This window comes from Streptomyces sp. NPDC059003 (assembly GCF_042740445.1).
Lineage (GTDB): Bacteria > Actinomycetota > Actinomycetes > Streptomycetales > Streptomycetaceae > Streptomyces.
Genome location: NZ_JBHYJH010000076.1, coordinates 21,239 through 44,283, shown reverse-complemented (window position 1 = coordinate 44,283; position 23,045 = coordinate 21,239). Strand labels below are relative to the sequence as shown.

The following is a 23,045-nucleotide window of genomic DNA, read 5'->3' as shown; positions in this document are numbered from 1 at the left end:
GCCAGACCCCCCAATATCAGCCCGCCCGGCGTTTGAGGGCGAGGCGCGCAGCGCCGATAAAGCGGGGGTGCTAGGGGGCGCAGCCCCCTAGTTCGGGAAGGGGCGGGTCAGGGGCGCACCCGCGAGGCACCGCTCCCCCTCACCTCGATCCCCCCGAGCAACTCCGCCGTCGCCGCGGCCACCGCGTCAACCGCGGCATCGAACACCGCCCGATTGTGCGCGGCAGGCACCCGGAACCCGGACACCTTGCGGACGTACTGAAGCGCGGCGGCCCGGATCTCGTCCTCCGAGGCCTCCTCGGGGATGGCGGGCGGCCGAAGGGTCTTGATGCTGCGACACATACGTCAAGGTTGCCACATCGAATTCGAACAGGAGTAGCATTACGGCGTGCCCGAGTCGCCCCCGCCCGAGTTCCCCAGCGACCTCCTCGCAGGCCAGGAGGAGCTGCACCAGGTCAGATCAGAGCTGCACGCCCTCCTGAGGCGGCTGCCGTGGTCGGTCGAACCCCACGAGGGCTTCAGCGACGACCACGGCTGGCGCAAGGTCGAGCGCCCGGCCTCCCCGGGCTGGACCCCGGACGAGCAGGCCGAGGTGGAGAAGCTGCGCGCACGGGAGCGCGAGCTGGTCGTGTTCGTGACGGGCCACCGCTTCTGGGAGCAGGTTTCGGGGCCGGAGGCGGTGGATACCCGGATGAGGCTCAAGCACGCGCACGAGGCCGGTCACAAGGCCGTCGAAGAGCATTGACAGGCGGTGGCGGCGGGCGTTGACTCCCCCGTACGAGAGCCGAATGAGCCCTCGTACGACCCCGCAGACGGAGGCCCGCGCTCCGGAGCCGCCCCCGCTCCGAACCCCCGCGGTCCCTCCGTATCCACCGGTGTTCCGCGCCCGGCCCCCGCGTCCAGCAAGCGGAGGTGCATCCGTGACCGTACTGACCGTCGCTCTGTTCCTGCTCCTGATCGTGCTCGGCTTCAAACAACCCCTGCTGTGGCTGCTCGCCGCGGCGATCGTCTATCTGCTCGTCCGCCGCCGCGACCGCCACCCCGTCAAGACCGGCCCGCCGGCAGGCAGTTCGGGAGGCGTCCCGGGCCCGGGCGGCGGCGCGGGCGGGGGCATGGGCGGCCCCGCGACGTACCGCGACTACAAGATCCGCCGCGCCCGCCAGGAGCGCTGGGACCGCAGGTACCGCCGCACACACCCGTCGTCGGCACCGCCCCGCCGCTAGGGCCCCTCCGCCCTGAGGACCGGCACAGCACGACGGCCTCCCGGAGATCACCGCAATCGCTGTGATCACTCCGAGAGGCCGTCGACCTGCTGTTCAACCCGGTGGGCGCGGACGGTTTCGAACCGCCGACATCCGCCTTGTAAGGGCGGCTGTCGCCAGTGACCAGCGGGAGCGGAACGCGAGGCCAGAAAGCTGAACACCCAGGTCAGAGTGCCAATACGCCGACTCCGGCCAACGGATTGCGCATTCTGGCCGCACCCTCACTGCACCCTGGATACAGGCCCGCTACCGGGCGTCGCCCCCTAAATCGCTCCTAAACGATCTACAGGTTTCCGCAGGTGAGACCCCGCAGACAGCAGACCGCCCCCCACGCGACGAGCGCGCAGAGGGCGGTCCCAAGTGCCGGGCCGTCACTGGAGGGGGGCACCCTATGAGACGACCCGACACGCCCAGGGTGCTGACTCCATGTGTAACAGGCACAGGCCTGCAAGGTCATCGCCCGTTCGGGTGAACACGTGTTCTATTGCAGAACGTACCTCTAGCCCTGCGGCATATGCCAGAGCCGCAGGGCCAGAGGTCGAAGCTGATGGGCGCGCGCCTACCGCATGCAGGAGCGGGCGTGGAGGTAGCTGTACACCGGCCCGCTCAGGCCCTGCCACAGGTGCGGGCGGGCCTGCTCGCCGGGCTGGATGCTGGTGCGGCAGTGCACGCACCACAGCGGCGGCTTCCCGGACTGCTCGCGCGCGGTCAGGTGCTCAGCGGCCAGGGCCCGGCCGCGCTCGCACGGCCTGAGGGGGCAGCGCATGCACGTGACGCCGTGGTCGTACCAGTCGAGGTACGTGGTCAGAGCCCGGCTCTGGATCTTGTGGCAGGCGGGGCAGGCGTGCGGGCGCCAGTCGCCGGCGCCGCCGAGGTCGACGCCCTCGCCTCCGTCGAGGGTGCGCGGGCACCAGACGCACACGGTGCCGGACCGCTGCTGCACCGTGAGAGCGTTGTCCGCGGGGACGGCGAACGTGCGCAGGGCTTCGGTCACGTCACGCATGGGATCGGGCTCCCCAGAAGTGCGGGTCCGTTCCAGCAGCCCCGTGGCCGGGCCAGTCCTCTGCCAGCCGCGCGGCGGCGAGGCGGGCGCCCTCGACGCAGTTGGTGAGGAGGCCGGTGTGGATGAGGGGGCAGGTGGCGAGGTGCTCGCGGTAGGCGCCGTACAGGTCCGGGAACTCGTAGTCGTCCGGGTCGGCGGTCGTCATCGGCCCACCGTCCTCAGCGGCGTGGCCGTCGCGAGGAGAGTGCGCACGCACCGGGTGTCACACAGGGCGCCGGGATGCGGCGGCAGGACCACCCAGCGGGAGAGCATGGTCGAGTGCCCGGGACGCGGGACGCCGAGGTAGGTGCCGGTGGTGAGCCGCTCAGCCGGGCCGTCCCAGTCGGCGCCCGGTGCGATGAGCACGTAGTACGGGCCCATGCTGCTGCGGAAGTCCCGGATCACCGGGCCATCCAGCCAGGCGCGCAGCACCTTGGCCACCGTCTGCGATTCGTCGCCGCCCACCACGTCGTGGACCCGATCAGCCGGGACGCGAATCGCATCGAAGCGGCGGCCGAGCGGGAGCAGCGCGACACCGTGCCGCTCCCAGTCCGCCCACACGTTGCGCGGATGAGGGTCGGCTTCCGCCAGCCACTGCGCTGCGGCGAGCAGCTGCCTGTCTTCCGCTGTGACCTTGCCGGGGCGGGGCTGAGTGTTGCTCATGCGCCCCATCGTTCGCTCCTGGTCAGAGGGGTGGGAAGTGTGTGCAAGGGGGTATCGGCTTTGGTCCGTTCACACAGTGTGTGAACCACTCGCTACTACGCTCGGTATATCGACCGTTACGCGAAGGCTGGCCGCTCATGGAGCCGAACACCCTGCTCGACGCCCTCCTGCACGAGTCCGGCATGTCCCGCGCCGGACTCGCCGAACGCGTGAACCAGGGCTCACGCGCAGGCGGCGGACGACCCACCCGCTACAACCACGCCAGCGTCATCCGCTGGCTCAAAGGCGAGCGCCCCCGCGGCCACGTACCGGAACTGCTCCGTGATGTCTTCTCCGCCCACCTCGGCCGCCGCCTCACCCTCGACGACATCGGCATGGGCCGCAGCACCGCGCCCCCCGCCGGCACCCCGCTCTCCGGCTTCGTTGAGCGCGCCGCAGCCCTGTGGCGCGGCGACGAACAGCAACGCGCCGACCTCCAGGAGGCCACCGTGATCACCGGCCTGCCCGCCGTCGGCCCCGTATGGGAATGGGAGAACCCGCCAGAGGACGCCGACGTCGCGCGCCGCGCCGGCACACCCCGCGTCGGCGCCTCCGACGTCCAGCTCCTGCGCGCCGCCCGCGGCCACTACGAACGGATGTACCGCAAGGCAGGCGGTGTCGCCACGCGCGGCCGCGTCGTCGGCTTCCTCGCCACTGACACCGCCCCCCTCCTGCGCGGCACCTACACCGACTCCACCGGCCGCGACCTCCACCGCGCCGTCGGCGGCCTGGTGGCCATCGCCGGGATCTGCTCGTACGACTCCGACGCGCAGGGCCTGGCACAGCGGTACTTCCACCAGGCGCTCCGCATGGCCAAGGCCTCCGGAGACCGCGCCTTCGGCGGGTACGTCGTCGCGCTGCTCGTCAACCAGTCCCTCTTCATGGGCGAGTACGCGCAGGCCGTCGCCTTCGCCGAGGCCGCGATCCGCACCGCGGGCGTGCACATCTCGCCCGCCCTGCGCTGTGATCTGCACGCGATGCAGGCCAAGGCCTACTCGCGGATGGGCGACCAGGGGGCCGCGCATCGGGCGATGACGCTGGCGGAGACCGCCGCCGGGCAGATCAGGACCGAAGAGGAGCCCGCCGAACTGGGGTACGTGCAGCCCGGCCTGCTGGAAACGAACATGGCCGACGCCCTCATGCGGCTAGGCGACATGGCGCCCGCGACGACGTACGCGGCCGAGGCCGTCGCCGTACAGACCCACGACCGGGGCCGCGTGCACCGGCTCGCCACGCTGTCCGACTGCCAACTCCGCGCCGGCGACGCCGAGCAGGCCGCCGCCACCGCTCTGACAGTCCTCGACACGATGCGGGGCACCGAGTCCCGCCGCCTGTGCGACCGCCTGCGCAAGCTGCGCCGGAGCCTCTCAGCCGTCCACACGAGCGCCACGGCGGATGTGGTGGAGCAGATCGACGAGACGCTCAGCATCCCCATGTGACCCGGGCCCGCCACCTGTGTTGGGATGGCAAGACACCCCGACGAAAGGCGGCCCGGCGTGTCTGTGTGGAAGAACCTCGGCGAGAGCACGGTGTACGAAAACCCGTGGCTCAAGGTCAACATGGCCGACGTCGAGCTACCCAACGGCCGGCACCTGGACCACACCGTCATCCGCCTCCGCCCCGTCGCCGTCGCGACCGTCGTCAACGAGGCGAACGAGGCCCTCCTGCTGTGGCGGCATCGCTTCATCACGGATGCCTGGGGGTGGGAACTTCCCTCCGGCGGCACCGGCGCGGGCGAGGACCCGGCCGCCGCCGCGGCGAGGGAGCTCGAGGAAGAGACCGGCTGGCGCCCGGGCCCGATGCAGCTGCTGCTTGCCGTTGACCCGATGCCGGGGATTTCCACCTCGCACCACCGCGTGTACTGGTCCGACCAGGCTGAGCAGGTCCGCGAAGTTCCGGCCGACGACTTCGAGTCGGCACGGCGGGAGTGGGTGCCGCTCGCGAAGGTGCCCGAGTTGATCGGGCGCGGCGAGGTGCGCTCGGCTAACGCGGTCGCAGCGCTGCTCATGCTGGCGCGGCTGCGCGGCGTGTAAGGCCGTGGCGGCCTGTCAGTGCCACCGCCTACGCTGGCAGGCATGTCCCCCGACCCCCAGCGCCCTGGTCCCGTGCGCCCTGCTGCGGCCGTGAACGAGGACATCCGCGCCCTCTGGCGAGACCCCCGCGTCCGACTCACGACCGCCCAACGCGCCCTGTACGAACAGCTCCTCGCCGAGTGGGAGGCCGCCGTCCACGCCGACGTCGTCACCGCTGCCTGACCCCGGACACGACGAAACACCCCGGCCCCCGCGCAAGGCGGAGGCCGGGGCATCGTTCACGCGTACTGGCGTCGTTGAGGATCAAGTGCGACCGTCTGCGGGGCGCGCTCCGGCGACGGGTCGGGGCTCGGCGCCCCGGAGCGGCGGCAGATGAGGGCGTCCGGGTCGTTGGGCGGCGGTTGCAGGGAATACCCCTCCGGGCAGGTCTGCCCGTCCCGGCCGGGCTCCCCCGGCGGCCCTTGCTCGCCGCGCGGGCCCGCCGGCCCCGGGTCGCCCTGCGGTCCGGGCGGGCCTGCGGCGCCGTTCGCTCCATCCGCGCCGTCGGCCCCGGGCACCCCCGGCTCGCCGCTCGGGCCCGGCTTGCCCGCAGCTCCGTCCGCGCCGCTCTTGCCGTCCTCGCCCGCGCGGCCCGGGCGTCCCGACGGGCCCGGGTCGCCGGGCTCGCCCGCCGGACCGCTCGGGCCCCGCGGCCCGGTCACGCTGCGCCCCGGCTCGCCGCGGCTCCCGGGCGGGCCTGCGACAGGTTTCTCGCCGAGGCTCTGCACCTGGCGTGCGAGCGCGTCGCGCGCGGAGTTGGCGGTGCGCAGGTCGCGGGACAACTCGGCGGTCTGCCACCAGATGTAGGCGACGAGCGCGGCCAGGAGCAGGCCGAGGATGAGCGCGACGGGGTCGCGGCGAGGCAGCTTGTGCATCACGCCCCCCGGTTGGCGTTGTACAGCTGGATCGCCAGCAGCAGTACGGGCACGACGAGGGAGAAGAAGATCAGGCGCCGGTCGGCGATCCGTTGGCGCTCCTTCTCCGCGGCCTGCTGTTCCAGCTTGGCAACGCGGTCGACGAGCGCGGTGTGCCTCTCGTCCTGCGCCTGCTGGCCAAGGCGCAGGATCTCGGCGTCGACCTTCTGGTTGACGAGCGCGACGACCCCGTGGATGTCCTCCTTCAGGTCCTGGCGGACGTCCTCCAGGCGGCGGACGACCTCCCCGATCGTCGGCTCGTCAGCCACTCCGGCCTCCTGCGGTCAGATCGAGGTGGGCCTGCGCGGCGTGTCCGCGGTGGCCACGGTCTCCGTCAGGCCGGGCCCGACGGGGCCGCCGCTGGTGACGATGCCGGTGAGTACCGCGGCGATCGCCGCCAGGCCGCCGACACTGGCGGCCTGGCCCCAGTCGACGTCGAGGACGCCAAGCCCGTCGCCGGTGATGAGTGCGAGCACGGACTGCGCGAAGGTGCGCGCGGCCCGCTCGGCGGTCGCCTTCCAGAACGCTGCAGTTCCCATGGTCAGGACTCCTTCTTCTCCAGCGCGGTGACGCGCTTCTCCAGAGCGGTCAGCCGCTGCTCGACGGTGGGCTTCGGGGTGGGCGTGGTCGTGCCGGGCGACCACGAGGCCGGGTGGCGGAGGCGTTCGGCGACGCGGGCCCGGACGTCGGCCATGGCGATGCCGGGGCCGCGCGGGTCGGTCTTGCCGGGCTGCCACTCCGCGTGGCCGATCACGGACGTGCCCCCGTCGGCGCCCCATCCGTGCGCGCGGCAGATAGCGGCCGAGGCGCGCACGATCGCTTCTACCTGGACGCCCGGCCAGGGGTCGTCGCCGTCGCCGAGGTTCTCGCACTCGAAGCCGTAGAAGTGGCGGTTGCCGTCGGTGTTGGCCTCGTTGTCGGCGGGCAGCGCACGCTCGGCGATGACGGCCTGGAGGACGTCGTCGTCCCCGAGCCCGGCGTGGTTGGCGCGGCCGTGGCCAACGAGGTGGACGCGGCCGTCCTTGGTGATGACGCCGTGGCACAGCGGGCCGGGCAGGCCTGCGTAGCCGTCGCGGCAGATCCGCACCGTGGTGTCGGCGCCCTTGGTCACGGTGTGGTGGATCATCACGCCGTGCACCGGGCCCCACGGACCCTTCGAATTGCGGTTGTGCGTACGCCAGTCGCCGACCTCGACGGCCCGGACACCCTCGGCGCGCAGCGCGTCAACCAGCCGGGAAGCGGACAGCGGGGCGGCCATTACACACGCTCCGGCCAGTGCCAGGTGCCGCCACGGTGCTCGTCTTGCGACTCCGGTACGTACCGGTTGAAGAACATCCCTTCGGGATTCAGCACAGCGAGGCCGATCAGGTTGCTGTCGCCTTGGGCTGGCTCGGTCACGATGGCTGCCCGGCACTTCGAGGCGTACTCGCCGCCCGGGGTGCCGTAGCTGACGTAGTGGACGATGCGACCGACGGTCGGGATGAGTTGGTCGGGCATGTGATCTCCAGATACAGCGAGGCCCCGGCCGAGAGACGCAGGGCAGGCAGATGGTGCGGGCGAGTCAGGTGAGGTCGGTGGCCGACGTGTTCGGTGTGATGCTCAGGTCCTGCATCTGGCCGGTCGCGTAGGTGCCGCGCCAGTCGTTGCCGAACCGGCTGAGCGTGGTGACGGTGTTCGTCGCGGCGAAGGCGTAGGCGGCCTCGTTGCCGCTGCCGTGCGGCCTGACCTTGTTGCCGGACATGTTGATGCTGTCGGCGTTGGTCGACAGGCGGATCCCGTACCAGGTGTTGTTCGTAGCGCGGCCGGGCGAGCGGATGAAGTTCTCCCGCAGGTGCACGAACGTCGAGCTCTGCACGAGGATGCCGTTATTACCCGGCTCGCGGACCTGGTTGCCGGTGACGCTGGAGTTGCTGTTGTCGATGATCGTGATGCCGTGCCCGGCACAGTTGTAGATGTTGTTGCCGGTGATCGTCAGGGTGTTGCAGTCCTCCGTGGAGATCCCGGAGCCGTTCACGTTGTTGATCGAGTTGTCGCCGACCGTGATGCGGCTCGCCTCCTGGAGGCGGATCCCGTTCTGGCCCGCCGTCGAGCCGTCGATGACGTTGCCGGAGATCGACACGTTCAGGACGGTGCCGGTGGTCTCGCCGAGGGCCACGATCGGCTCGTCGTAGCCCTGCCCGTCGCGGAACGTGTTGCCCACGACGGTGAGGTTGCGCATGTTCTGGCTGCCGCCCGTCGGGGTGCCGGACGGGTCCTTGGTGTCCTCGGGATCCGACGCGATGACGGTCCGCAGGCGCACCCCGGAGCCGCAGGTCACGAACGCGTTGCCGACGATCGTGACGTCCTCCCACGAGTACGCGGACACGGCGTACTGGAGGAGGCCCTCGAAGCTGCACCCGAGGATGCGGATGCGGCGGTGGAACTTCGTGATCGTCGCGCTGTGGCTGCCGACGCCACGGGGCCAGGCGGTCGTGCCCGCGGTCCCGGACGCGCCGAAGTGGCAGCCAAGGACGAGGACGTCCTCACACGGGGTGTGGTCATAAGGTCCGAAACCGCCAAAAACACCGACGCTCTTCGCCAGGTCGACCTGGATCGCCTCGGAGAAGTCCCGCCCTCCGGGGTCTACGTAGCCCCTGAACTTGCAGTTCCTGACCACGCCGTGCGACGTCGAGTTGAGCTCTACGGCGTGGAAGCCGGGGGTATCGCGGACCTCCAGGTCCTGGATGACGATGTCGGTGGCGTGGCCGATGGAGATGCACATGGCCGAGCCCGTGAGGCCGACGGTCGTGCCGCGCATGTTCCACAGGCCGCCCTCGATGGTGATCCGCGAGTGACCGGTGTAGCCGCCGAAGGCCTGCCCGCTATCCCCGTTGATGAGCATCGTTCCGGCGAAGTTCCGCCGGAACTCAGCCCCGGCCATCAGCGTCAGCTTGGTGTTGTTGTAGATCCGCAGGGTGGCGCCGATCAGGTACACGCCGGGCGGCACGAACACCTGCGCGCCGCCGAGATCTCGCGCCAGGTCGAGGGCGATCTGGATGCCGGGGGCCGCGTTCGTGCTCCCGGACGAGTCCGCGCCGAAGTTGGTGACCATGAACGTCGACCGCTGGTTCATGGCCTCCAGGCGGCCCGCGGTCACGTCCATGCCTGGCAGCCACTGCTCGACAGGTGTCGCCACGAGGACCTCCTACAGAGACGCGATCGCGGGATGGGCCAGCCGCACGCCAGCGCCGACGGCGTGCGCCTTCACAACACGGTTGATCGAGCGGGTGACCGTCAGACGCTGGCCGCCGACGACCTCGAAGTTGTCGAACCGCACGAGGGGCGAGGTGTTGGTGTTGCCCGCAAAGCCGGAGCACGTGAGCCCCACGGCGCCCTCGGCGATCGTGTTCGAGGTGATCGTGACGTCGTGTTGCCACACGGTCGGCTCCGGCGTGGCGACCTTCCACGCGCGCATGAGGATGCGGTGGCCCTCCAGGCGCACGCGCAGCTCGAACTCGTCCGATGGCGTGTACGTGACGCCGGCGAGTTGCGGTGTGCCGCCGACCTGCGTTGTGTCGCGGGTGACCGAAAGGAACACGTCGCCGCTGACGGCGAAGTGGAGGCGGGCCCGGTAGTACGTCGAGGTGTTGACGTACCGCAGCAGCACGGCCGGGACGATGCTCGCGCCGGTGGAGACCTGCCCGGCCTGCATCCGGCACCGGACCTCGCAGTCCTGCACGCCGCCGACGATGTGCTGGTAGCGGATGCTGCTCACGGAGCTCGGCAGGGTGACGACGCCGCGGGCGCCGTCCACGGACCGCTCGGAGGCGGCCCCGCCCGCGGTGGCCCACACCAGGCCGCTGGACGCCGTGCCCCACCCTCCCGACACAGTGCGCGTGAACGTGTCGGCCAGGGCGGTCACGGCGGTCGTCTCGACGACCTCGCCGCCCAGGCGGATGCGGATCGGCATCTCGGCCGGGTCGCTCGTCCACGGCAGGCCCGCGCTCACCACGTCCAGCTCGGTCGCCGACGACGTCGCCGCGGCGAGGAGCTCGCAGCCGTCCGTGTCGGCCTTGCCGTACACCGCGTGGTCGGCGACGGCGGTGTTCCAGGGCCCGCCAGGAGAGCAGTTGAACGTGATGTCCCACTTGTGCAGATCGACGACCTCGTGCCAGCCCTGCACGATCAGGTCGACGTCGTCGTAGGACACCCACGGCGGGAGCCCGGTCAGGCGGATCACGTCGCCCTCGCGCAGGGCGAGGACGGCCGGGATGAGGGCGGGGGCCTTGTGGAGCATGACGGACACCGCGGGGAAGCGGGCACCGTCGTAGGTGCCCAGGTGCAGGCGCCAGGGCGCGTGCTGGCCGGGCTGGACGTCGTCGTCCAGGTCGAGGGTGACGGCCTCGTCGTACAGGCCGATGCCGTCCGGCGGGTCCTGCACGGACAGCGGGCCCTCGTCGAGGACGGCACGCGCCGACGAGCCGCCCTCGCGGGTGATGACAACGTCGTTGCGGACGGACTCGTCGTCGTCGACCGGCTCGAGCGGGTAGGCCAGGCCGGGCTCGTCGTAGGCGAGGGTGAGCGCCGGGTCCTGGGTGTACAGGGTGGAGCGGTCGCGGTAGACGAGGCCGACGCGCGTGCGGTCCTCCAGGAGCAGGCCCCCGTCGACGTCGGCCGCCGCCTCCAGCAGGGACAGCAGCGTCTCGGGCCGCTGCGGCCCGACCCGCTCAGGGGTGAGCGGGCCCGCGATCCGGCCGATGGGGACGCCCTCTTCGTTGGCCAGGCGCAGCATGCGCGTCCACGCGGTCTCACCCGCGTAGCCGTTGTCCGAGCCGGTGTAGAGGCTGTTGGCGGCGGTGGGCAGCACGGACAGGTGCCCGACGGACCAGCCCTCGGTGAGGGCACTCCAGGTGGCGGTGACGGCGGTGACGCGGCCCGCTGTGGCGGCGGCGAGGGTGTCGCCGAGGCCGCCCGCATCGCCGCCGACGTCCTGGAATTCCAGGCGCCAGTCGACCGCGCTGCCGTTGGCCCTCACCCAGAACCGCATCCTGACCCAGCCGTGGAAGACGTCCGAGCCGAGGCCGACGGTGCGGAAGATGATGTCGGTGCCGGAGGCGTCGAAGCCGTAGATGCGGGCGGAGCCGGAGCGCATGCCGATGACCCAGCGGCGGACCGTGCCGGTGGTGGAGATGCCGATTACCTCGGCCCATGGGCCGGAGCCGCTGGGGGTTTTGTCGTCGGCGTTGTACACGAATTCGACCTGCCACTGGCCCGGGTCAGGGTGCGTGGGCACGATCGCGGACAGCGTCGCGGACGCGGAGAGGCGAGGCAGCGCGCGCGAGGAAGGCAGCGTGTCGGCGGCGCCGAACTCCACCCCGGTCATCGCGGCTGCGCTCACGCCCTTGATCGGAGAGTAGGCGCGGCTCGCCCCCCGCTCTTCCTCCATCGGCCAGTACGCGATCGGCGCCCCGGACGGGATCCGGCGCCGCAGCGTGCTGTCGAGAGGCTTGGAGCCCTGGCCGTAGCGGCGCAGGATGCCCGCGGCCTCGACGCTGGTCCACACGTCGGAGCCGTCGGGCTGCCACTTCGTGGGCCATGAGGCGATTTCGCCGACGAAGCGCGGTTCCCGGTCGCTGATGGCCGCCGCCGCGGTGAGCGTCCACGCCCGCCCGGCGGCGTCGGTGAAGCCGGTCGCGCCGACCGCCTGCGCGCTGAAGTCCGGGTTCGCGACGGCGGTGCCGCCGATGCCCGAGCGGACTTCGGCGGCGTACACGCGGCCCTCGAGGGGGCGCCGCGGCGCGGTGGAGGAGGTGAGGTCGGTCGGGGCGATGGTGAGGGGTGCCGTGCCTGCGTGCACGGCGATGGCGGGGGTGAGCGTGGACGTGGTGCCGAACTGCGTCCACGGCCCGGCCAGCGTCGACGCCCAGTAGAAGAGGACGGTGCGGCCGCCGGCGCCGTTGTCGACGTCGAGGGTGGCGCGCAGCGCGGCGCGACGCGGCAGGGCGGGCAGCGTGCGGGCGTGGAAGAAGGCCTGCGCCAGCGTGCCGTCGGTGCTGTACGAGAGGTACAGCTGCCCGTCCTGGATCCGCATCAGGTAGCTGCGCTGGTCGCCGGTTGTCTCCCACTTGCCGATCAGAGTGCGGGCGCCCGGTGCGTACCAGGAGGCCTCGCCCTCCCATCGGATGTCGAGGTCGCCGGTGATGTCGAGGGCCGCCGTGTCCGGGGTGGAAGCGTAGGAGTCGGGGTTCCCGGTGAGATCCAGGTAGCGGATGGTGCCGGGCACGGACACGCGGACGCGGGTGTTGCGGCCGATCAGTCCGTACAGCGGGCTCACAGGGTTGCGGGGGCTGTACTTGCCGCCCGCGTTGTTGATGGTCAGGGACAGGGCGCCGGGGTCGGTGCGGGCGCCCTGGTCCCGGCGGCCCACGGCGATGACCTTGGGGTCGCGTACGTACACGTCGCCGCTGATGTTGGTCCACGCGCCTGCCAGTTGGAGGTCGGTGCGGATGTCCAGCGGAGTGCTGGGGAACGCCACGTGGGGGCCCCTATCTGCCGAAGGCGGTCTGTACGTCGCCGCGGCCGTCGTTCTTGACGATGGAGCGGATGAGCCGCTTGACCGCGTCGGGGCCGTCGACGGTGATCCGCACGTCGACGGCCTGCCGGGCGCCTCCGGCGGCACCGGGCCGGGATACCGACGTCAGGCCGGGCACGTCGACGAGCCCGGCGAGCGAGCGGTTCATGGCAGGGGCCGCGTCCTCGGCGCCCTGTGCGATGCCGGGCGGGATCCAGCGGCCGATCTGATCGGCCATGAGGCGGCTCGGCGAGCCGATGCGCAGGGCCTTCGCGATCGGGCCCGGGATGATGCTCTTGGCGAAGGACATCAGGCTGCTCTTGAGCCAGCCGCCCATGGACTTCACGCCGTTGTACAGGCCGCGGACCAGATCCTTGCCCTTGCCCACAAGCAGGCTCTTCAGGGAGCCGAGGGCCGAGGAGATCCGGCCCGGAATGCTGCGGACCAGGCCGAGGAACGACGTCACGCGGGCGGCCGCAGCTGCACGGAACGCGGTGAAGGCCGTCACGGCGGTGTTGCGCAGGACGCCGAGGAGGCCCGCGATGGCCGAGCGGACGCGGCCGGGGAGCCCGGCGAGCCAGGCGACGAGGGCAGTCATGGCCCGGACCGCGAAGTCCTTGGCGCTGTTGAACCAGCCCAGGATCCACCCGGGGATCTGGGCGAGCCAGGCGACTGCGGCCAGCACGCCCTGGACCGCGATGGCAACCGCGGTGCGCACGGCCGTCCAGGCGGCCAGCGTCCACGCCTTGACCTTGTCCCAGTTGGCGATGACCAGCGCCACCAGGGCGATCACGGCGGCGATCACCCAGCCGATCGGGCCCATGGCGATCAGCCACTGAGCGGCCATCACGGCGGCCCACGCGATCGCGCGCACGGCCATGAGCGCGAAGCGGGCGATGGTCACGGCGGCGACACGGATGATCGTGACCAGCCACGTCGCGGTCGCGCGGGCGGCCGCCATCGCCCACGCGGCCGCGGTGCGCGTGGCGGTGACGACGGCGCGGGCGGCGATACGGGACTGCGCGGCGACGCTGGTTGCCGCGGTACGGACCCAGCCGCGGGCGAGCTGGCCGAGGCGGGAGTTCATCAGGTCGGTGGCGACATCCACCGTGTCCGAGACAGCCTTGAACGTCCGGAACGCGACGACCGCGGTCAGGATGGCCCCGGCCAGCGCCGTGATCACTCCAGGGGGCAGGGCTTCGATGATGCCCGCCAGGCCCATCGCGACGGTCGCGGTGACACCGATCAGCGGCGCGAGCGCCACGAGCAGGCGTACAGCGGCCTGCGCGAGGACGCCTAGGGTCTGCGTCCCCTGACGGACCATCGTCATGAAGTCGGCGAATCCCTGGGACTGGCCGAGGCCCTGGCCCCACTTGGCGAACGCGGCCGTGCTCTCCTCGAACCCTCCGGACATCTCGTCGGACAGCGGAATGAAAGCCTTGATCACTCCGGCGATGCCGACCGCGATGTTCTTCAGGCCGCTCAGGAGACTCTTGAGGTTCCGACCGGCGATCTTCGCAAGGGACTCGGCAAACGACTCCAGTCCCTTGCCCCGAGTGCTGCGATCGATCTCGTCGATGAACTGGCCGAAGGCCTTGGAGGCTTCCTTGACGAAGGGGGTGAGCAGCGGCAGCAGGCGCCGGGCGACCTGCAGGCCCTTGGTGAACACCGGCATGGTGCTCGACGAGAGGCTGTCGGACCAGCTCGAGTAGTCCTTCTTGAGGCCGATGAACTCCTTGGCCATCGCCCGCGTGTGCGGGGGCATGGCCGCGAGCGCGTCGGTGTAGGCCTTCTGCTTCTCGGCGGCGTCCTCGGCGCCGGCCGCGGCCGCCTTCTCGGCTTCCTCGGCAAGGGTGGCGGCCTCGGCCACCGACTCCATCTGCGGGCCAACCGCCAGCTGGAACGCTTTGGCGGCGATGCCCGCAGTGGCGAACGCAGCCGCCATGCCCCCCACTCCGGCGACGATCGCGGCTGCGGCGGGGGCTCCGGCCAGACTGCCGACGACCTTGCCGATGTTGGTCAGGACCCCCTTGGCCTTCTCGGCGTCGGCCGTCAGGCTGTCGGTGTCGATACCGAGGCGGACCGTCATCGAGGCGAGCGTGGCCACAGGCCATCACCCCCTCGCCGCTGTTCAGTTGTGGGTGATCACCTGCCCGCCGAGGGCCGTGTTCGCGGCCATCGCCTGCCGGAACAGCTCCTCCGGCGTCTTGCGCACGCGCGTGTGGTCCCAGCGCGGGATGAAGTCGGCCAGCGGTGGCGCCTTCTGGTTCTTGCCGCGGTTCACGGCCACGATCGCGGCGGCGACCACGGCCGCGTTGTAGTCCCCGCGGGCCCCGCCGAGAGGGCCGCTGATCTGCTCGTAGGCGCGCCACTCGGCGAGCTCGGCGGCGCCGATGTCGGCGAGCAGGTGGCGCACGGAGCGGGCACCGAGATGCGCGGCCAAGCGGAAGTAGAAGGCCCGCTGTGGCCGCGCCCTCAGTTTCCCGCGAGCTCCTTCACGTCGGCCTCGCTCATCTTCGACAGGCGCATCGCCGCGTCGCACACCCGCTGCAACGCAGCGGCGTTCTTCTCGCCGAGCCGCTTGACCTCGGCCGCCGACCGGAACAGCTGCTTGCCGTTCTCGTCGACGATGGTCGCGGCGGCCAGGCGGGCCCGGAACCCCTCCATGCCCTCCATGCGCACCGAAGCGCCGTCCTTGCCGATGAAGTGGGACTCGAACTTGTCGCGCTCGGTGCCGGGCATCTCCCGCACCCGCACCGTGCCGCCCCACTCCGGGACTTCGACGTCCTCGTAGGCGAGGTCGTCGGCGCCCAGGATCTGCTCTGCGGACAGGTATCCCACGTCAGGCCCCCGTCGTGATGGTCGGCTTGCCGGACACCTTGAACGTGAGGGACGCGGCGAGCTTGTCGTCGTGCGGGGCCTCGGGCTCGAAGTTCGTCAGGATCGCCGCGAACCCCCAGGAGCCGAGGGTGCCGGGCCACACGACCTTGTAGGAGCGGGGCAGCGCGTCGGAGAAGTCGCCGAACAGGCTGTCGTGCTCGCGCGGGTCGTAGTTGATCTCAATCTCGACCTCGCCGCCGTCTTTGAGGCCGCCGATGAACTCCCGCCATGCCTCCGGGCTGTCGTGGGCGGTGACGTCGTAGGTTTCCCGCTCGACGCCGGGCGGGGTGATGTCGGTGACGTTCGCGATCGGCGAGAACGTCTCGGTCGGGGTGGCGCCGTCGCCCCGCTGAAGCTGCGTCCCGAACGCGTCGAGTCCAGCCATGGCTTCCTCCTTCAGATCCTGGTGAGCCAGACCCGGTACGACACGTTGATGTGCCTGATGTCGGGGTCGGGGTCGCGTACTTCGGTGTGCTGGGTGTGGGCGATGGACACGTCCCGGAAGCCGGAGACGGCCAGGGGCTGGCGGTCCAGGGCCGCATCCAGGGCAGCGAGGACGGTGGCGGCCTCGCGGAAGCCGCGGTACTTCGACCACACGTGCAGCACCACGGCCACCTCCAAGCCGCGCTGGTTGTGGGCGTCGTCGGTGGTCTCCGTGATCGAGCCGACCGACACGTAGGGGTGCGCGGCCTGCTCGGGCACCTCGTCATACACGCCGGAGACGAGGGCCATGAGCGGGGCGTGGCCAGTGAGCTTGGCGTACAGGGCCGTCTGCAGCGGCCACAGCGCGGACGTCACCGGGCGGCGTCCGCGCGCACGATGCCCTGTGCCTGCAGCTCGGGGCTCTCGTCCATCATCTGCGGGTAGACCGCGTCCAGGCGGGCCAGGTCCGTGTGCCCCTCGTCCTTGACGAGGTCCCAGGCCACGTAGCCCACCAGCTGCTCGCGGCCCTGGTCGCCGAGCCGCATGTAGACGGGCAGACGGAATTCGCGGGGGGTGTCAGCCACGACGTTCACCTCCCTTCCCGTGCCTCGGCGCGGGCGATCTTGCGTTCCAGGCGGGCGATGTCCCGCTCCGCCTCGGCCTTCTTCTCCCGGGCGCGCGCCAGCTGGCGGCGCCAGGCGTCGAGCAGGGGCATCACGCACCCCCGCCCAGGTGCCGGCGGACTGCGGCCCGGTAGGTGCGCACGACCTGGCGCCGGTGGGCGTTGAACGCGGGCACGAGGTAGGGCTGATCGGCCATGCTGGACGTGCCCTTCTCGACGTACAGGGCGTACTCGAGCTGGTCGGCCTCCCACACGCCGACCTCGGCCCGCCCGTACTGCTCGGACACGCGGTGGTCCAGGGACTGCCACAGGTTGCCGGTGCGGCGCGGCACGCGGTCCTCGGCCGTGTCCTGCACGTTCTCGGCCCACTCGTGCAGCGTCTCGGTGCGGGCCTCGCGCATCGCCTCGGGCACGCGCGCGACCGCGCGCAGCGCGCGGCCCAGGCCCTCCAGGCGGGCGCGGCGGGCCATCAGGGCAGCTGGAGGACGGCGACCGTCACGGAGGTGGCGGCGCTGTAGGTGATGGAGGCGCGGCCGGTCGCCGGGTCCCGGTAGGTCCCCTTGAGCGGGATGAACGCATCGCCGCCGGCGGGGATGGTCTGCGCGGCATCGGCGATGGCCAGACCGCCGACCGTGCCCGGGGTGGTGAGCGTGACGGTCTTGGAGGAGGCGTCGTCGTTGCGGACGTGCAGCACCAGCTTCTCGCCGGTGGGTGCCTGATCGCCGCCGCCCGCGGCGTTGGCGTAGGTGGGCTGCAGGCCGCCGAGGGCGACGGACTGCGCGGACAGGACGGCCATGAGGAACTCCTCTTACTCGTGCTGGCGGGCGGTGCAGTCCGCCCTCAGGTAGGTGCCGGGCGCCGACGGCTCGAACACGGCCGTCACCTCCAGCACAGTGGCTGGCGCGCGGAGTTCGTCGCCGCGGCGCACGTCCGCGCCCGGGGCCAGGTAGACGATGTGAGTCAGGTCGGCCTCGGCCTGGTCGGCGGCCTGCCGCTCCCGCGCCGAGGGCTGCGACAGCCGCGCGCGGGGCGTCGCCTGGTGGACCCAGGTGGTTTCCTGCCCGCCGCCCCCGTCGTCCGTGGTGGTCGCCCGCCAGATTTCGACGCGGGCGTTCAGCAGGTGGCCGACGCGGCTCACCGGGACCTCACCAGCGTGATGCCGCCGCCGAAGCGGGCGGCGAGCTGCTCGCGCAGATACTGCGGCAGCTCGATCTCGGTGATGCGGCCGTCGTCGCCGTAGGTCACGGAGTAGTCCCCGATCCGCTCCGCGCGCACGTCACGCGCGGCCAGGCCCTCGCCGTCGGGCTGCGCCCGGTGGGCGACGAGGACCGCGGCGGCGATCCGGCACACCAGGCCGACGAGGTCGGCCGGCACCGTGGGCAGGCCGTGGGTCTGCACCACGTCGACATTGGAAGGCTCGCAGCTGGTGCGCCAGCCGCTCGCGCGCCACAGCTTGTGATCGCGCAGCTTCCAGTCGGAGACCGTCTGCCCGTCGATGGCGACTGACGCGACGGACTGGATGGGCGGGCCGGGCAGGTGCAGCCACTGCGAGTCGTCCGGGCCCTCCAGGGTGAGCGTCGACGTCGTCTGGCTGATCGGGACGCCGGTGGCTTCCCGGACCGCGGCCGAGGCCTCCTCGAGGAAGACGCCGACGACGGCGACCTCCTCGGCGGCGATGGGCATGCCGCGGGCCTCCAGGTCGGCCACCGTCGCCAGCGGTTGCAGTGCCACGGCGGCCTCCCCTCAGCTCGCATCCGCGAGGTCGACCAGGTCGGCCTTGGTCAGGTTCGCGGCGTCCTCGAAGGACAGCTGCCCCTGTGAGACGACGTAGGCGATCCAGTCCGCCTTGGGGGCGTTGACCGGAGGCCGCCCGGCCGCCGCGGCGGCCTGCTCCGGCCGGTCCCCGCCCTCCTCGGCGTCAGCGTCCGCGGGTGCGGGCGGGGCGGTGAGGGGGGTTCCGTCGGCGTTGACGCGGCGCAGCTGGCCGCGCTCCAGACGCTGCTGAATCGACTCGTGCAGGGGCAGGTCCATGGCGTGGATGCCGCCGCCCTCTCCGCGCAGGTAGATCGTCTCTGCCATGTCAGGTGTTCCTCGGGACGCGCAGCGCGGTGATCGTTCCGGCGTGGGAGGCCTCGATGTCGATCTCCATCGTGCCGTTGGCCTGGAGGAACCGGCCGGACTCGAAGGGGCCGATCAGCTGCACGCCGGTCGTCGCTGCGACGGACACGGTCAGGTCGCCCTGCCCGGCCGCGAGCGCGGGCGGGTTGTCCCCGGCCTTGACGGTCACGGTGTGCGGCGAGCCGTCGGTGTTGGTCACCCGCAGCACCGTGAGCTCGGGCACCGCGCTGTTGATGACGTGGTCGTTGGTGGCGTCCAGGGCGGTGCCCGCGGGCTGCGCCAGGTTGCCGTTGGGAACGAGGTTGCTGTACGGGACAGCGGTACGTGCCATGGTGGCGGGCTCCTATCAGGTCTTCGACGCGAGCAGCGTGACGAGGTGGGTGGGGCGGATCACCTTGGCCCCGTACAGGTGCAGGCCCTTGATGGCGTCCGAGAAGCTCGACTCGGGCCGGTAGGCCTCGGTCTTGTTGATCTGCTCGGCGTAGGAGATGGCCTCCGGCACACCGGCCTGCACGACGAAGTCGTCGCCGGTGGGGTTGGGGGCCTGGTTGGACTGCGCCAGGTTGAAGCCGAGCGTGCGGCCGATGAAGCCGTTGCGCAGCGGCTCGGTGGTGCCGGACGCGGAGGCGTCCAGGAACTTGGGGGACTCCAGCAGCAGGGAGAAGAACCAGGGCGGCCCGACGACGTAGCGGCCCTCATCGGGGATGTCGGCCTCGTCCATCTTCAGCTTCAGCAGCCGCAGCTGCGTGTACGCCAGGTCCGCCGTGGTGACGGCCACCGTGCCGAGCTGGTTGCCGGCCGCGGCCTGCGTGTAGAGGTTCGCCACGTAGGAGTCGGCGACGCGGGCGAGCTGATAGGCGGAGCGGTTCATGGCCTCGGGCATGACACTGCCCTTGGCCTGGCGCTTGTCGACGTCGTCGACCTTGAACGCGAAGTACTTCGACTGATCGATCAGCAGCGTGCGCTGCGCGTCGGTGAGCTCTTCGGGCGTGATGACCGTCGAGTTGGGGGTGTACGTGCCGATCGTCGGATCCGAGATCGACGTGATGCGCACGGTGTCGCCGGACTCGGAGATCTCGCCCTCGTAGTCGCGGTTGACGACGCCGGGCTGCGCGTAGACGAGCCGGGTCCGGGTGGCGACGAGCAGTCGCGCACTCCAGACTTCCGGCCTGAAGCGGGTGATGGCCACGGGGCCCTCCTTGGGTTATCCGGCGCCGAGGTAGTCGTCGAGCTGGCCCGCGTCCTGGGCCTTGACGATGTCGTCGGCGCTCATGTTCTTGAGGTCTTTCTCGCCGAGCTGCTTCGGACGGCCCGCCTTGCGCGCTGCTCCGCCATCACCGGTGCCCTGGAACCGGCGGCCGCTCTGAGCGGCCAGATAGGGCTTGTTCTTCAACAGGGTCTCGATCGCCTCGGCGATCTCGTCCTCGTCGATCGCGCCGTCCTCGTCGACCTCGAACTGGTCGAGGTCGAGGAAGGTGAGCGCGTCCTTGGGGTCGGCCAGGCGGCCCTTGGCGGCGGCGCGGACCTCGGCCTTGAGGATCCGGGTGTTGGCTGCGGCCGTTGCGGCCGCGGTCGCCTTGGTGACCGCGTCGTCGTCCTGGCTCTGCTCGGCCATGCGGGTCTCGAGCGCGCGCCGCTTGTCCCGCTCGGACTTCCACTTGCCTTTCATCGCGGCCAGGGCCCGCTTGCCGCGGTCGCCGAGCTGGTCGGCGCCCTCCGGGTCCGCGTCGTCCTCGCCGCCGTCGTCGTCCGTCTGGCTGCCTTCGTCGTCGGCGTCCTCCTGCTCGCCGTCGTCGCCCTGGCCGTCGCCGTCCTCGTCCTCGTCCTCGTCGTCGGAGGCACCGAGGACGGGCCAGATCGGGTACAGGACGTCCTCGTCCTCGCCGGGGCGGGCCTTGCGCCAGCCCAGCGCGCGGGCGCCGGTACGCGGGTGCGCGGGCAGGGGTGCGTGCATGGTGATCTCCCGTTGCGGGTGGTGGGGACCGGGCGTTGCGCCAGGTCAGAAGAGGTAGCCGTTACGGCGCAGCAGGCGGATCGCGTGCGCGCGGTCGCCGTCGGCCAGGCGGTAGATCTCCTCCGGCATCAGCCGCGGCGACGTCGCCCGCGCGTACCGGGAACCCGGGATCTTCTCGAACTTCGAGCGGCGCGAGCCGTACAGGCCGCGCCGGGTGGTGCCCTCGGTGGTGGCCTGCACGGTGCGCCGGTACCGCGCCGCCGTCGTCATGCCGCGACGGGCGTTGACGACCTGCGCGACGTCGGCGCCATCCGCGATGGCCTGGGCGCCGGCCTCGCCGAACGCGCGCCGCATCTGGCCCTCGGTCATCTGCGCGGCCAGGTCCTCCGGCAGGGCGGGCACCCAGCTGTCGCCGGGCCGCTTGGGGGCCATCGTGCAGTCGCACCGCGGGTGCCGCAGGAACCCCTCGGACAGGCTGTATTCCCGTCCGGCCAGGATGATGCAGCGGGCGCACGCGGGCAGCTCGACGACGCGCACGTAGGACACGACACGCGGCCGGGCGATCATCCCGGCCATGTCCGCGATCCGGCCCGCGTCCGCGATCAGCGAGCGCGTCACCATCTCCAGGAACGCCGCCCCCGACAGGATCGACAACGCCGTACTGAAGCCGCGGGCGATCCGATTGAACGCGATCAACAGCGGATACAGCAGCGGGCCCGTCAGGTCCCCGGTCGCTGCCACCGCAGCCTCCGCGTTCACGGCGCCCTCGCCCGCACCGGCTTCGGCGGTCAGCCACGGCTCGGCCGAGGCCGCGGCGGCGAGCTGCCCGGCGCGGATGAGCTCGGCGGCCAGCGGCGCCCGCAACAGCCACGAGGCCTCCAGCCGGTCCTCGTCGACGCCCGACCACACCGCGCGCACCGCGGCCGCCGCAGCTGCTGCCTGCGCGGCGCGCTGCACCTGGTGCTGCTGCGCGGACACTGGCGGCGTCACGGTGCTGCCTCCTCCGCCACCGGGTCCTCGTCTGGGTCCGTCTCGGCGCCCGGGGCGGGGCGTTGGGTGAGCAGCTGCGCGGCGGCGCCGACCGGGTCCATCTCCATCTCCCGCTCGCGCATCGCCACCACGTTCGCGACCTCGGTCGGCGTGAGGCCGTAGCGCAGGGCGAGCCACTCGAAGGGGAACCCGATGTCCTTCAGCTTCACGAGCGCGTCGGCGAGCTGCGCGTAGGAACGGGACTCCGCGTCCGCCCACAGCACCGCGCCCGCGCGCATGGCGCGGGCCTTGGCCGTCTCGTCGCGGGCCAGGCAGATCAGCCGGGCGACCTCGCGCAGGCCCTGGCCGAGCCACAGATGCTTCTCGGTAACGCGTTTGACCAGGCCAGTCTCGGCGGCCAGCAGGGCGTCACCGCTCAGGTTGGCCATCTTGCCGATCAGGTAGTGCTGGGGGGTGCGGGTCTGCGCGGCCAGGTGGCCGACGGCGACTTCGATGATCTCGGAGTACGCGGCCAGGTTCGCGGCCTGCCACTCAGCGATCTTCGCGTCCTTGCCGGTGATCCACAGCACCCGCTCGACAGCGAACTTCTGCAAGTCCACAGGCTGCTTGCCGACGATCTCCCCGGCGGCGTTCAGCTTCGGGATCATCGGGCGCTCGGCGCCCATGACCACGCGCTGCGGAAACGACGCGTAGTCGGAGGCGGTGAACATCTGCGCCCACAGCAGATTGATCGCGTCCTGCATCGCCGTCACCCCGGACACATCCGGGATCGGGTCGTCGGTCAGCATCGGCTTGTTGGGCAGCTCCACCATCGGCACCAGCCCCATCGGGTTCGGCTGGGGGTTCGGCTCGCCCAGCCGCTCCTCGTCGCGCACCTCCCACACGCTGCGGCGCCGCCCCGCCCGGGGAGGCAGCCAGATGCCCGCCTGGTCGACGTCCGCCATCTGCGGGCTCTTGTCCTGCCGGGACAGCGGCCGCTCGAACTTCCACACCTCGTGCGGCAAGTAGAGCGTGGCGAAGTCGCGGTGCCCGTCCTGCCAGCGCTTCAACGCGGCCCGCCGGCGCACGCGCGAGCCGGGCTCGTAGGCGACGATGCACTGCCCAGCGTCCTCAAACGTCACGACCGGCACGTCCGGGTCGTCCGGGTCGCCCCACACCAGCACGAACGTGCGCCCGGAGTTGATCGATCCGAGAAACCCCAGCTGGCTGTCCGCGTCCAGCCCGTTGAGCTGCCAGACCTCCCACAGGTCCGTGTCGGCCTTCTGCTCGCCGGAGGCCTGGAAGCCGGTGACGGTCAGCCGCTCGACGGGAGAATCGGCGACGACCTGTACCCAGTTGTCGCTGAAGTCGCGGTACCGGTCCCCGTGGAACTTCGCGAACTCCTCCGAGGCGAACCGCAGCGGCTGCTTGCCCCGGTAGTACTCGTCGTTGCGGTCGATCTCCGCCCGCCGCCGGATCAGCTCCGACTCCAGCAGCTGCACCAGATCCAGGGCCTGCGCCAGGGAGGCCATACGAAC

The 23,045-nt window shown here is 71.5% G+C and carries 32 protein-coding genes, 1 tRNA gene and 1 pseudogene; 5 read left to right on the top strand and 29 right to left on the bottom strand.

What is annotated here, in order from left to right:
* Nucleotides 1–107: 107 nt before the first annotated feature.
* A complete protein-coding gene (locus ACFWZ5_RS25155; RefSeq protein ID WP_384793761.1) occupies nucleotides 108–341 on the bottom strand; it encodes a DUF2277 family protein in 234 nt (77 codons plus the stop codon).
* Between the two features lie 46 nt (nucleotides 342–387).
* Here ACFWZ5_RS25155 and ACFWZ5_RS25150 point away from each other — a divergent pair, with 46 nt between their 5' ends.
* Entirely contained in the window at nucleotides 388–744 is a 357-nt protein-coding gene (locus tag ACFWZ5_RS25150) for a hypothetical protein (protein WP_384793758.1), read from the top strand.
* Between the two features lie 175 nt (nucleotides 745–919).
* A complete protein-coding gene (locus ACFWZ5_RS25145; protein WP_384793755.1) occupies nucleotides 920–1,222 on the top strand; it encodes a hypothetical protein in 303 nt (100 codons plus the stop codon).
* Nucleotides 1,223–1,324: 102 nt separating this feature from the next.
* On the opposite strand, the gene ACFWZ5_RS25140 is transcribed toward ACFWZ5_RS25145, so the two are convergent.
* The 4 genes from ACFWZ5_RS25140 to ACFWZ5_RS25125 all read right to left on the bottom strand — a co-directional run bounded on the left by ACFWZ5_RS25140 (nucleotide 1,325) and on the right by ACFWZ5_RS25125 (nucleotide 2,966).
* Nucleotides 1,325–1,390: transfer RNA gene (locus ACFWZ5_RS25140), tRNA-Ser, on the bottom strand.
* 430 nt (nucleotides 1,391–1,820) lie between these two features.
* Entirely contained in the window at nucleotides 1,821–2,264 is a 444-nt protein-coding gene (locus ACFWZ5_RS25135) for a hypothetical protein (RefSeq protein WP_384793752.1), read from the bottom strand.
* The gene (locus ACFWZ5_RS25130) at nucleotides 2,257–2,469 is read right to left on the bottom strand and encodes a hypothetical protein (protein WP_384793749.1); all 213 of its coding nucleotides are present in this window, start codon (nucleotides 2,467–2,469) and stop codon (nucleotides 2,257–2,259) included. The genes ACFWZ5_RS25135 and ACFWZ5_RS25130 overlap by 8 nt, the downstream gene beginning before the upstream one ends.
* On the bottom strand, nucleotides 2,466–2,966 hold the full coding sequence (locus tag ACFWZ5_RS25125; protein ID WP_384793746.1) for a hypothetical protein: 501 nt from the start codon (nucleotides 2,964–2,966) through the stop codon (nucleotides 2,466–2,468). The genes ACFWZ5_RS25130 and ACFWZ5_RS25125 overlap by 4 nt, the downstream gene beginning before the upstream one ends.
* Before the next feature lie 137 nt (nucleotides 2,967–3,103).
* Here ACFWZ5_RS25125 and ACFWZ5_RS25120 point away from each other — a divergent pair, with 137 nt between their 5' ends.
* The 3 genes from ACFWZ5_RS25120 to ACFWZ5_RS25110 are packed head-to-tail and all read left to right on the top strand — an operon-like array spanning nucleotide 3,104 to nucleotide 5,260.
* A complete protein-coding gene (locus ACFWZ5_RS25120) occupies nucleotides 3,104–4,444 on the top strand; it encodes a transcriptional regulator (RefSeq protein WP_384793743.1) in 1,341 nt (446 codons plus the stop codon).
* Nucleotides 4,445–4,501: 57 nt separating this feature from the next.
* Entirely contained in the window at nucleotides 4,502–5,038 is a 537-nt protein-coding gene (locus tag ACFWZ5_RS25115) for an NUDIX domain-containing protein (protein WP_384793740.1), read from the top strand.
* Nucleotides 5,039–5,080: 42 nt separating this feature from the next.
* Nucleotides 5,081–5,260, top strand: a complete 180-nt coding sequence (locus ACFWZ5_RS25110) for a hypothetical protein (RefSeq protein ID WP_384793737.1) — start codon at nucleotides 5,081–5,083, stop codon at nucleotides 5,258–5,260.
* A 56-nt stretch (nucleotides 5,261–5,316) separates the two neighbouring features.
* Here the strand turns inward: ACFWZ5_RS25110 and ACFWZ5_RS25105 are convergent, their stop codons facing one another.
* From ACFWZ5_RS25105 to ACFWZ5_RS24990, 24 genes and pseudogenes are all read right to left on the bottom strand, one after another.
* The gene (locus tag ACFWZ5_RS25105) at nucleotides 5,317–5,952 is read right to left on the bottom strand and encodes a collagen-like protein (protein WP_384793734.1); all 636 of its coding nucleotides are present in this window, start codon (nucleotides 5,950–5,952) and stop codon (nucleotides 5,317–5,319) included.
* A complete protein-coding gene (locus ACFWZ5_RS25100) occupies nucleotides 5,952–6,260 on the bottom strand; it encodes a hypothetical protein (protein WP_384793731.1) in 309 nt (102 codons plus the stop codon). Before ACFWZ5_RS25100 ends, ACFWZ5_RS25105 begins: the two co-directional genes overlap by 1 nt.
* Before the next feature lie 15 nt (nucleotides 6,261–6,275).
* Nucleotides 6,276–6,530 (bottom strand): holin, encoded by a 255-nt coding sequence (locus tag ACFWZ5_RS25095; protein WP_384793728.1) that lies wholly within the window; start codon nucleotides 6,528–6,530, stop codon nucleotides 6,276–6,278.
* A 116-nt stretch (nucleotides 6,531–6,646) separates the two neighbouring features.
* Nucleotides 6,647–7,249 (bottom strand): annotated as a pseudogene (locus tag ACFWZ5_RS25090) (N-acetylmuramoyl-L-alanine amidase); the annotation flags it as partial.
* Nucleotides 7,249–7,488 carry a hypothetical protein gene (locus ACFWZ5_RS25085; protein WP_384793725.1) on the bottom strand — a complete coding sequence of 80 codons (240 nt, stop codon included), beginning with the start codon at nucleotides 7,486–7,488 and terminating at the stop codon, nucleotides 7,249–7,251. The pseudogene ACFWZ5_RS25090 and the gene ACFWZ5_RS25085, both read right to left, overlap by 1 nt.
* A 64-nt stretch (nucleotides 7,489–7,552) precedes the next feature.
* Nucleotides 7,553–9,166: a right-handed parallel beta-helix repeat-containing protein gene (locus ACFWZ5_RS25080; protein WP_384793722.1), complete on the bottom strand. Its 1,614-nt coding sequence runs from the start codon at nucleotides 9,164–9,166 to the stop codon at nucleotides 7,553–7,555.
* 9 nt (nucleotides 9,167–9,175) lie between these two features.
* A complete protein-coding gene (locus tag ACFWZ5_RS25075) occupies nucleotides 9,176–12,505 on the bottom strand; it encodes a hypothetical protein (RefSeq protein ID WP_384793719.1) in 3,330 nt (1,109 codons plus the stop codon).
* 10 nt (nucleotides 12,506–12,515) lie between these two features.
* Nucleotides 12,516–14,648 (bottom strand): hypothetical protein, encoded by a 2,133-nt coding sequence (locus ACFWZ5_RS25070; protein ID WP_384793716.1) that lies wholly within the window; start codon nucleotides 14,646–14,648, stop codon nucleotides 12,516–12,518.
* Between the two features lie 24 nt (nucleotides 14,649–14,672).
* Nucleotides 14,673–14,984: a DUF4035 domain-containing protein gene (locus tag ACFWZ5_RS25065; protein WP_384793714.1), complete on the bottom strand. Its 312-nt coding sequence runs from the start codon at nucleotides 14,982–14,984 to the stop codon at nucleotides 14,673–14,675.
* Nucleotides 14,985–15,016: 32 nt separating this feature from the next.
* Nucleotides 15,017–15,382 carry a hypothetical protein gene (locus tag ACFWZ5_RS25060; protein WP_384793706.1) on the bottom strand — a complete coding sequence of 122 codons (366 nt, stop codon included), beginning with the start codon at nucleotides 15,380–15,382 and terminating at the stop codon, nucleotides 15,017–15,019.
* A gap of 1 nt (nucleotide 15,383) precedes the next feature.
* Nucleotides 15,384–15,806: a phage tail tube protein gene (locus ACFWZ5_RS25055; protein ID WP_384793703.1), complete on the bottom strand. Its 423-nt coding sequence runs from the start codon at nucleotides 15,804–15,806 to the stop codon at nucleotides 15,384–15,386.
* An 11-nt stretch (nucleotides 15,807–15,817) separates the two neighbouring features.
* Entirely contained in the window at nucleotides 15,818–16,219 is a 402-nt protein-coding gene (locus tag ACFWZ5_RS25050; protein ID WP_384793700.1) for a DUF3168 domain-containing protein, read from the bottom strand.
* On the bottom strand, nucleotides 16,216–16,428 hold the full coding sequence (locus ACFWZ5_RS25045) for a hypothetical protein (protein ID WP_384793697.1): 213 nt from the start codon (nucleotides 16,426–16,428) through the stop codon (nucleotides 16,216–16,218). Before ACFWZ5_RS25045 ends, ACFWZ5_RS25050 begins: the two co-directional genes overlap by 4 nt.
* A gap of 5 nt (nucleotides 16,429–16,433) precedes the next feature.
* Nucleotides 16,434–16,559: a hypothetical protein gene (locus tag ACFWZ5_RS25040; protein ID WP_384793694.1), complete on the bottom strand. Its 126-nt coding sequence runs from the start codon at nucleotides 16,557–16,559 to the stop codon at nucleotides 16,434–16,436.
* Nucleotides 16,559–16,936 carry an HK97-gp10 family putative phage morphogenesis protein gene (locus tag ACFWZ5_RS25035; RefSeq protein WP_384793691.1) on the bottom strand — a complete coding sequence of 126 codons (378 nt, stop codon included), beginning with the start codon at nucleotides 16,934–16,936 and terminating at the stop codon, nucleotides 16,559–16,561. The genes ACFWZ5_RS25040 and ACFWZ5_RS25035 overlap by 1 nt, the downstream gene beginning before the upstream one ends.
* Complete coding sequence (locus ACFWZ5_RS25030) at nucleotides 16,936–17,262, bottom strand: hypothetical protein (protein WP_384793688.1); 327 nt, start codon at nucleotides 17,260–17,262, stop codon at nucleotides 16,936–16,938. The genes ACFWZ5_RS25035 and ACFWZ5_RS25030 overlap by 1 nt, the downstream gene beginning before the upstream one ends.
* Before the next feature lie 12 nt (nucleotides 17,263–17,274).
* A complete protein-coding gene (locus ACFWZ5_RS25025) occupies nucleotides 17,275–17,604 on the bottom strand; it encodes a phage head closure protein (RefSeq protein ID WP_384793685.1) in 330 nt (109 codons plus the stop codon).
* Nucleotides 17,601–18,197, bottom strand: a complete 597-nt coding sequence (locus ACFWZ5_RS25020; RefSeq protein ID WP_384793682.1) for a hypothetical protein — start codon at nucleotides 18,195–18,197, stop codon at nucleotides 17,601–17,603. The genes ACFWZ5_RS25025 and ACFWZ5_RS25020 overlap by 4 nt, the downstream gene beginning before the upstream one ends.
* A gap of 12 nt (nucleotides 18,198–18,209) precedes the next feature.
* Nucleotides 18,210–18,545, bottom strand: a complete 336-nt coding sequence (locus ACFWZ5_RS25015; protein ID WP_384793679.1) for a hypothetical protein — start codon at nucleotides 18,543–18,545, stop codon at nucleotides 18,210–18,212.
* Between the two features lies 1 nt (nucleotide 18,546).
* Complete coding sequence (locus tag ACFWZ5_RS25010) at nucleotides 18,547–18,915, bottom strand: hypothetical protein (RefSeq protein WP_384793675.1); 369 nt, start codon at nucleotides 18,913–18,915, stop codon at nucleotides 18,547–18,549.
* Nucleotides 18,916–18,930: 15 nt separating this feature from the next.
* Nucleotides 18,931–19,773: a P22 coat protein - protein 5 domain protein gene (locus tag ACFWZ5_RS25005; RefSeq protein ID WP_384793672.1), complete on the bottom strand. Its 843-nt coding sequence runs from the start codon at nucleotides 19,771–19,773 to the stop codon at nucleotides 18,931–18,933.
* Between the two features lie 15 nt (nucleotides 19,774–19,788).
* On the bottom strand, nucleotides 19,789–20,538 hold the full coding sequence (locus ACFWZ5_RS25000) for a hypothetical protein (protein WP_384793669.1): 750 nt from the start codon (nucleotides 20,536–20,538) through the stop codon (nucleotides 19,789–19,791).
* 45 nt (nucleotides 20,539–20,583) lie between these two features.
* Nucleotides 20,584–21,528 carry a hypothetical protein gene (locus ACFWZ5_RS24995; protein WP_384793666.1) on the bottom strand — a complete coding sequence of 315 codons (945 nt, stop codon included), beginning with the start codon at nucleotides 21,526–21,528 and terminating at the stop codon, nucleotides 20,584–20,586.
* Entirely contained in the window at nucleotides 21,525–23,039 is a 1,515-nt protein-coding gene (locus ACFWZ5_RS24990; protein ID WP_384793663.1) for a phage portal protein, read from the bottom strand. Before ACFWZ5_RS24990 ends, ACFWZ5_RS24995 begins: the two co-directional genes overlap by 4 nt.
* Between the last annotated feature and the right edge of the window lie 6 nt (nucleotides 23,040–23,045).